4 protein-coding genes and 2 pseudogenes are annotated in these 8,124 nt (G+C 34.2%); all 6 read right to left on the bottom strand.

Annotated elements, in window-relative coordinates; all coding sequences use genetic code 11:
• Positions 1-150: 150 nt before the first annotated feature.
• Positions 151-1,854 (bottom strand): AAA family ATPase, encoded by a 1,704-nt coding sequence (locus tag FTU82_RS15060; protein WP_180001867.1) that lies wholly within the window; start codon positions 1,852-1,854, stop codon positions 151-153.
• A 7-nt stretch (positions 1,855-1,861) separates the two neighbouring features.
• Complete coding sequence (locus tag FTU82_RS15055) at positions 1,862-4,381, bottom strand: Hsp70 family protein (RefSeq protein WP_180001866.1); 2,520 nt, start codon at positions 4,379-4,381, stop codon at positions 1,862-1,864.
• A gap of 12 nt (positions 4,382-4,393) precedes the next feature.
• Entirely contained in the window at positions 4,394-5,356 is a 963-nt protein-coding gene (locus FTU82_RS15050) for a hypothetical protein (protein WP_257222009.1), read from the bottom strand.
• Between the two features lie 17 nt (positions 5,357-5,373).
• On the bottom strand, positions 5,374-7,002 hold the full coding sequence (locus tag FTU82_RS15045) for a PspC domain-containing protein (protein ID WP_180101572.1): 1,629 nt from the start codon (positions 7,000-7,002) through the stop codon (positions 5,374-5,376).
• Between the two features lie 227 nt (positions 7,003-7,229).
• Positions 7,230-7,461: pseudogene (locus tag FTU82_RS15040) on the bottom strand (Fic family protein); the annotation flags it as partial.
• A 19-nt stretch (positions 7,462-7,480) separates the two neighbouring features.
• Positions 7,481-7,996: pseudogene (locus FTU82_RS15035) on the bottom strand (ADP-ribosylglycohydrolase family protein); the annotation flags it as partial.
• Positions 7,997-8,124 lie beyond the last annotated feature (128 nt).

The raw sequence follows: 8,124 nt of genomic DNA, 5'->3' as shown, positions 1-8,124 counted from the left end.
ATGATTTGATTGTTAGTATGCAACATAAGAAAGTTACCTTTGTTTGATTAAGATTTCGACACCTTTATCAAAACGGGTAACTTTCTCTTTTTCAAGAAGAATGTACGATCAAGTCTGAACTAATACATATAAACTATCCATTATTTGTTCTTAAAACTGACTGAAACTATCATCATTTTTTACAGATGGTTTATACTTTTCAATAACCTCTTTAAAAAATTCATCCGTAATTTTGCTATCTTTTTTCAATGCCATTTTAGCAGTCTCATTTACTATATATTTAAGATCACTAGAAGTGTAACCAACCGTTAAAATAGCTACATTAAAAAGATCTAAATCCTCAGAAAATGGTCTATTTTCGATATACTGTTTTAGCATATCTAGACGAGCATTAAAGTCCGGGAAACCTATATAAATATGTTTTTCTAATCGACCTGTTCTTAACATTGCTGAGTCTATCGCTTTAGGTCGATTTGTTGCTCCAATAATAATAATTCCTTTCTCATTACAATTTGAAATTTGCGCTAAAAATTCATTGACCTCACTTAGATGATGGTGATTCAAATTACCCTCATTCCTATTTGGTAACACAGCATCTATCTCATCAATAAAAATTAATGAAGGTTTTTCCTGTTCAGCTTCCTTGAATAATTTTGCAATTTTTTCTTGAGTTCCGTGTATATAAACACTAGCTAAATCTGAAGGTTTTATTTCAAAATATGAATAACCTATTTCTTCAGCTAAACATCTCGCAATAAATGTCTTACCACAACCAGGTGGACCATATAACAGTATCCCATTTAATGGCTCAATACCATATTTTTGATATTTTTCAATTTGCCTTAGCGATTGTATAACATCCACATCCAATTGCTTTTTCAGGTCACTCATACCTGCAACTTTTTCCAAACCTTTTCTCAATGGATTTTTTTCACTAGTTTTTTTTGAATTATTTCCTAATTTAAGCTCCTTATTACCCAAAATTTTACTAGATGAATCAAAGACTTTTAATAAATTAGCTTTAAAATCACTTATGCATTGTTTTTCTTTTATTTGGCTACCATCTAAAATTAAACTAAATATATCATCAACTTTTTCATATCTTCTTTCATAAAAAGATAAAGGCGTAGATTGATAACTCATTCGGTGGAGTGCTATTCGTTTTTTTATAATATTGGTTGTTTGCTCTTCCCAATCAATATCATAGTTCCAAGGATGAACACCTGTAATACATTTATACAAAACGACCACCCACGCAAAAAGATCATCTTCTGCATCAGTTTTTTTAATCACATTTGTACTAGATTGATATGCTAGAGCTATGTTTTTCTTTGAACCTGAAAAAAATTGAATAACTTTAACCAAACATAAATAACTTTGTTTTTTTTCTGAGCTGTAGTCCAAATATATATAACTCGGATCTATGAATTTATGAAGCTTCTTATGATGATCCAAATAGTCCACTACCTCTAAAACTGGCAATAAAATATCTAGACTTTCAGTCACTGTAAGCTTTAATTTTCGTTCTGTTAAATTTTCAAGTGATTCACCTGTAAGATAATCATTTAAAAAGTAATAATACTTAACCTCATCACTTATAAAGTTTTGTAATTCAGACTGTATCATCAAATTGGGATGTACTAACAAAGATGCTTGATGCAACTTTTCTTCTAATAAATCAATATCGATCTTAGATAGAAGCTCATTTTGAATAACTTTCATCAGCTTAAGCTCATGAGAGCTTAAGTCCACGACTCGATACACTTCACAACAATCATGCTCACCTAAGTACTTCTGTACTTGATACTGATTTTCAATCACCGATTTTTTAGGAAATGTACCGACTCGCTTCATTTTCTTCTTAACGTCTCAATAGATCATTATTGACATTTTGCATTGCAGCTTTACTTTCAGGGCTCATTAATTGCACAACCTCCCAAACTGCCTGCTCAAGACGATCTTTATTAGGATTCATATTAAGCAATTGTTTGAGGTTCTGTACACCACGATATGCCTCTGCACGATTTGTCCACTTAATTTCATCAAAACTTTCATCGAGATAATAGACAGCACCTACCCAGAAACTAATATCTTGTCCTTGTAGTTCAAATGCCATAGAAGATAACTGACTTTCTAACTTCTTCGCAGATTGAATATCTTTAGCAGCGATCACTTGGCGAACATGCTCTTCAGACTCTTCAACAAGGCGATTGGTCTGAGCATTACCATAACGCTTATTTTGCATAATTAGGTGATTCAGTGTTTCCTGAAGCTCTTGCTTCACTTTTGGCCACTCGCCAGCTTCTTCTTGCTTATCTAACTCAATCAAAGACTCTTGAAGCTTAGCTTTCACTTCTTCCTTACTTGAGCGTTCATGACCACGATCATTCAGAACTTGTTCTGTTTCATCTAACTGTTCGAGCTGTTTTTCTGCAACACTGTTACCTTCATTGGCAAGGCGTTGTGCTGTTGCTTTTGCCTGAACAATCTCTTTCTGTAATTCCTCTTTCTTCACGTCTTTTTCAATTGTCGGTTCAATGACAATATCAAAACTTTCATCTAAAGATGGCAGATAAACCGATAATTTTCCTCGGCGTGAAGCATCAATATTTAAGGTTACTTCCACCTCACTTCCCGCAGGAAGAAAACTAGAAATATCTTGACCCGTGATAGCAAATTTACCGAAGAATGTATTTAAGATGGCTCTAGATCCCGCATTCTCTCGACTCAATTCATAAATTGGTATTAAAAGTTGATCTTCTTTAACACCTGGTCGAATATCTTTCATAGTCTTGAAAGAACCTTTACCTTTAGCTGGTAAAGTTTTATTTTTTTCTAAACCTGCTAGTGGGTAAACACCCTGTTTGTTATCTACCGTATCATACACCTCAATGCCTACACTATAAGGTAGAGTTGCATTAGCAATCTTCATACCCTGAATAATCGTAATGGAACTTGGTTCACACGGTATATTTGAACCATCAGGTCCAGATAATTTAATGTTAAATTGGTTGGTTTTACCTTCATTTAACATGAGTTCTATAATTTCTACATCGCCTTCAACAATCACTTTCCCTGAAGACCAACCACTATCACCACGAATAATTTCTAAAGTAAACGTATCAGGCAAGTTGGCTGTAGACTGATCACGGTCAATCCGAATGCCTAAATTTTCATGCGTTTCTACAGTCGTTTCCGGATATTTCAGGCTTAATTGTGCTTTTGAACTATCACGTTTTTGTAGATCCCCTGGAATATCTTTTGTAGAAGCAAATAACGCAGCACCTTTTGCCACTGCTGTCATCGGGTCAATATTTGTATCAACCTTTTCTGTAATTTGCTCTTTTAACATGCGGCGCAACGTTTGTTGGAAAGTTGGACCACCAACGAGGATAAGAGACTCTAAATCACGGCCACTTAAATTATTACGTTTTAATACATCTTGAACGATGTCAATTGCACGTTGGAAAATTGGACTGACGACTTTTTCATACTGCTCCAAACTAATATCAAGATCAGCTTGAATTTCTTCCCCATCATCATCTTCACCCAAATCCTCTAAGAAATAACTCCATTTCTCTTTAGAGGATAAAGCGATTTTTGCTTCTTCAGCATATATTTTTAATGCATCTTGAAGGAGTTTTTTAGTACTTTCATTTTCAAGAGTATCCGATAACTCACATTGCTTTTGTAATTCTGGAATTAAGAGCTGATCAACAATCGCATTATCAAGATTTTTACCACCGAGATGATTATCACCTTCAGTATCCACCACTTTCATAATGCCTTCTTCAACATGCATTAATGCAGCATCAAAAGTTCCTCCACCAAAGTCAAATACTAACCAATAGCCTGTAGTAGCGTTGGCTTTAACTCCATAAGCGATTGAAGCAGCAATGGGTTCCTGAAGTAATTCACAATAACTAAAACCAGCCAATTCAGCCGCACGTTGTGTTGCATCTAATTGGCTTTGCCTAAACATTGCAGGTACTGTAATTACAGCAGATGTGACTTCCTCATCACGAATATAACCTTTCAGTTTTTTCAATACCTCAGCAGATAATTCTTCCGAAGTATAAGATCGTTGCATATTTGAAGAAGTATATTGGTGGTCCGTCCCCATGGTTCTTTTAAATTCTTGATAACCATTTGGCTCAGCTTTTTTTCGATTTCTATGAAAACTAACGGATTCTCTCTCTAATGCATTTTTTGCGCTCAATCCTACAAAAACAGCTTGTTTTTTATTAAAAGAAACTATAGATGGCGTTGTATCCATCTGATTATCATCACTTTTTATAATAAATGCTTCACCATCCTCCATACGAGCAATCGCTGAGTTTGTTGTTCCTAAATCAATACCGTAATCAATCTTTTGACGCATTTTTATAGTTCCTTAACCTACACTAACTTCTACATCTGCCATACGAATCATCACCCCATTAAAATTCACTTGTGGAACAATAACCTTCGTTATAATACTTTGACCATTTTCTAGTTCATCACTTGGTATGACCTGAGCTTTGATCGACATATTTTCTATATATTCAGCACCAGTATGATCAATAATTTCATAGCCTTGCTCAGATAACTCATCTTCTAGCCGTTCTAATGACTTACTGAGAGGCTTCAATCCTTTAGTATCTTCAGGCAATGCTGCAAGACGTTTACGCATACGATGAATTTCATCCGCCAATTTTAGAGGTAGACTATGATCCGGTTCGCTATTCTGTTGAACCATAGGTGTAACTTTGGCTTGTTCTTTAAGCTGAATTAAAACTTCATGTAAGCGGTCAGCAAGTTGAATGTCAGACTTCACAATATTTTCTTCAGTTTGCCGTACATTATCTAAAGCTAGTTTCACTTGAGAAGACAGATCCTCGCTTGATTGATTCTGTCTTTTTCTGAGTAAGAAGTAGCTTGCAGCAATTAAAGCTAATGCTAAAAACAACCCGATCAGTGCTGCGATTGTTCGAGTAGCAATACTGTCATTAATTGTTGCAGCAGTATCTGCCGTTGTTTTATTGAGCTGATTTAATTTTTCAACAGTTTGTGTATGTGCTTTTATACTATCCTGCAACTTAGTTTCTAGAATTTTTAAATCATCATTCAGAGTTTTAATTTGCAGCTGGTGTTGTTCATCCTGCTCAGTAATTTTTGAAATTAATGCTTTTTGCTGTTTAAGACTCTCTGCTTTTATCTGATTAATTTGTTCTAATGCCTGCTTGTTTAAATTTTCAAGCTCGCCAAATTTAACACGTATATCCTGTGGAATTTGCTCATTAGATGCTGCTGAAGCATGCCCTAACATCCCACCCAATACTATAAGTACAGCTATTCTTTTCATTGAATTCTTCATTTTTAAATACTCAAACCTTAATTTCTTTTAGGCATGATCATATTAAGTACGATATATGCAATTACACCTGGCCAAATAGATGTAAATACGCTAACTACAACAAACAAAATTCTTAGAAAACCAGCATTCCATCCCCAAAGTTCAGCTAAACCACCTAGTGCCCCACTAAATACAATATCTTTATCTGACTTATAAAACCCAGGCTCTTGATAGGATGATGGTTCATATTGATGATTATTTTGGGTTTTCACGAATTTATTAATAATATTTTCAAACTCTTCAATCTGTTCTTTAATATTTTTATAATTCCGTTCAACTCGATCCTCCACCTCAGGCACAAGTTCGAACGTTCTCATTATTTCTATTAAGCTACATACAGGCTTAGCCACACTCAGGAAATATGCTATATCTTGGTGGTTTTCCAATCTATTATGTGCATCATTAAATTCATCAATTAAAAAGTTCAAAATTTTCGTCACACAATAAGAAGATACTTTGTAATACATGTCATCATGTATATCTATCTGTTTTAATTCTTGTTTAAAGATATTTAAAATTTTTCTAGCATCTTCGATTGAATTAATGTCTCTTTCCATATACTCAGCGATAGATGAGTAGTTTTTTGAAAATTTATCATTTTCAATTAAATCTATTAGTTGTTCTTTATTTACCTTTACCTCTTCAGCAACCTGTCCATAAGATGGTAATTGTTCTGCCCATGTAATTAAATCATAGGCTAAATCACGATTATCTAGCTTATTATTTGCATATAGGGAACACTTTCTAACCTCTTCTACATACTCATTAAGAATATTTTGTATTTTATAATTTTCCGAAAATTCATCTATTTCATAAATCAGGTCTTCAACTTCTTTCAAACCATTATATTGATTTATAAAACTTGAATTTTCAGTATCCCTCAACTGCTGACTCTTTTGGATCGCAGTTTCTATCTGATTAATACAAAGTGCAAATAACTTTGTCTGTACATAGTCTTGTGCACTTGTTGAAAATGTCCAAAACTCATGTAATAGGCCAATACCATATGCACCATAAGGTTGCTCTTCTAAATTACTTATGAATTTAAGAATCTCATCTATAATTTTTTTATTTATTTGTTCTATATCAATTTTTAAATTACTTTCCCCAAATATAAATCCTTGAACATCCTGAAAATGGTCATCTGTTAAATATCCTAAATCTTTCAACGCTGATTCAAAATTGTCAGTATCAAAATTTGAACCTTGGCACCAAAATAATGAAATAACAGCTCGATTAAGTCGCCATGAAAATTTAGCATCATTTTCATTTTTACTAATTTGCTGATCCCATATTTCGAAAGCTTTTTGAACTTGATTGTTTTCAATACATTCAATTGCTAATTCATCAACACTATCAACTTTTGCAAACCAGAAGAAAGCGTATACCAATTTGTCAGTATCATTTTCTATATCTTTCGCAGCTTGCTGAATCGTATCTACTGTTCTTGTAAGAGGTGCTATTTCAGTTAGATCAAGGGAATATTTTTTTGGCTTACCAAACTCAGCAAATGTTTCTAAATCAGCTACTCTTTTTGCTACTTCTCTTGATGAAGCATTTGCAGTAAGCCCCAAAATACGGTAAGGATTATTAATTACGAACTGCAAGCTACCCTCTACTAATATTTAATTTTTTGTAATTTAATCACATTTCTACATAAAAACAACAATTTATTAATGGATATTTCTACTTCAAGTTAATTTAAAACTTAAAGTAGAAATATCTGTAGCGATGGTGGCAGTTGAACCAAGAATATAATATTTTGATTTATAACAGTTCATTCTAAATTTTTTATATTTATAGACCCTATTATGATCCAATCTAAATTTTCAATTTAGGGAACTAGTGCCCACCTTTGCTTAGAGCTCTTAGGCTTATCAGAAAGGGTATGTTCAATCACACCTGCGTCTAAAGCTGGGTTAAGATAATTTTTTTGAAACGTTGCTGGATAAATCCAATAAAGCCATCAGCTCAGTTAAGCTATATTCCGTCTGCTCCATATTCTGGATGAGACGTTTAACTTGACCGCTAGCTTGAGCGGTGTCTTGATCGGTCACTTTAATACTTTCCTACATCAACTAGGGTTCAGGGAATTTTATTGGTTAAATATCTAGCCATCTGCTCAATATCATCCTTACGATATAATTTTGCAAGCCATTCAACGGGTATATGCTCTACACCATAATATGCACCGGCCAATTGACCACATATTGCGGCTGTTGTATCAGCATCATCACCTAGGTTTGCAGCTGCCAATACTGCGTCTTTGAAATTATCAGTGTGCCAAAATGCCCATAGAGCAGCTTCTAGGCTTTCTAGAACAAATCCACTGCCTTTAATTTCACCTATAGATTTGTTGAAAAAATCACAACTTACAATCGACGTTAAGCAAGATAATTCGGAAACATCCTGAATATCGAAAAGCAGTCGTTTGTCTTTTCCGACTAAAGCATTCAGAAGCACATAACAAAAATATTGGCATGCTTGTATACATTCAGGTGAGGCATGGGTTGTCTTCGAACTTAAGCTTGCATACTTCCATGCTTGTAATGGATTGTTTCGGTAATAAATTGCTATGGGTGCCAGACGCATTAATGAACCATGAACCGTACCGGGTTTGTCGGAGACTTTTTTATTTAAGTTAGGCCACCTGACCTAACGGGTTAATCTTATCATAGTACATTGCTTCAAACTCAAAAGGCGATACATAACCCAGTGCACTGTGTACA

The organism is Acinetobacter sp. YH12151, from assembly GCF_013418355.1.
Classification (GTDB): Bacteria; Pseudomonadota; Gammaproteobacteria; order Pseudomonadales; family Moraxellaceae; genus Acinetobacter; species Acinetobacter pseudolwoffii.
This window is presented reverse-complemented; position numbering and strand designations above follow the sequence as displayed.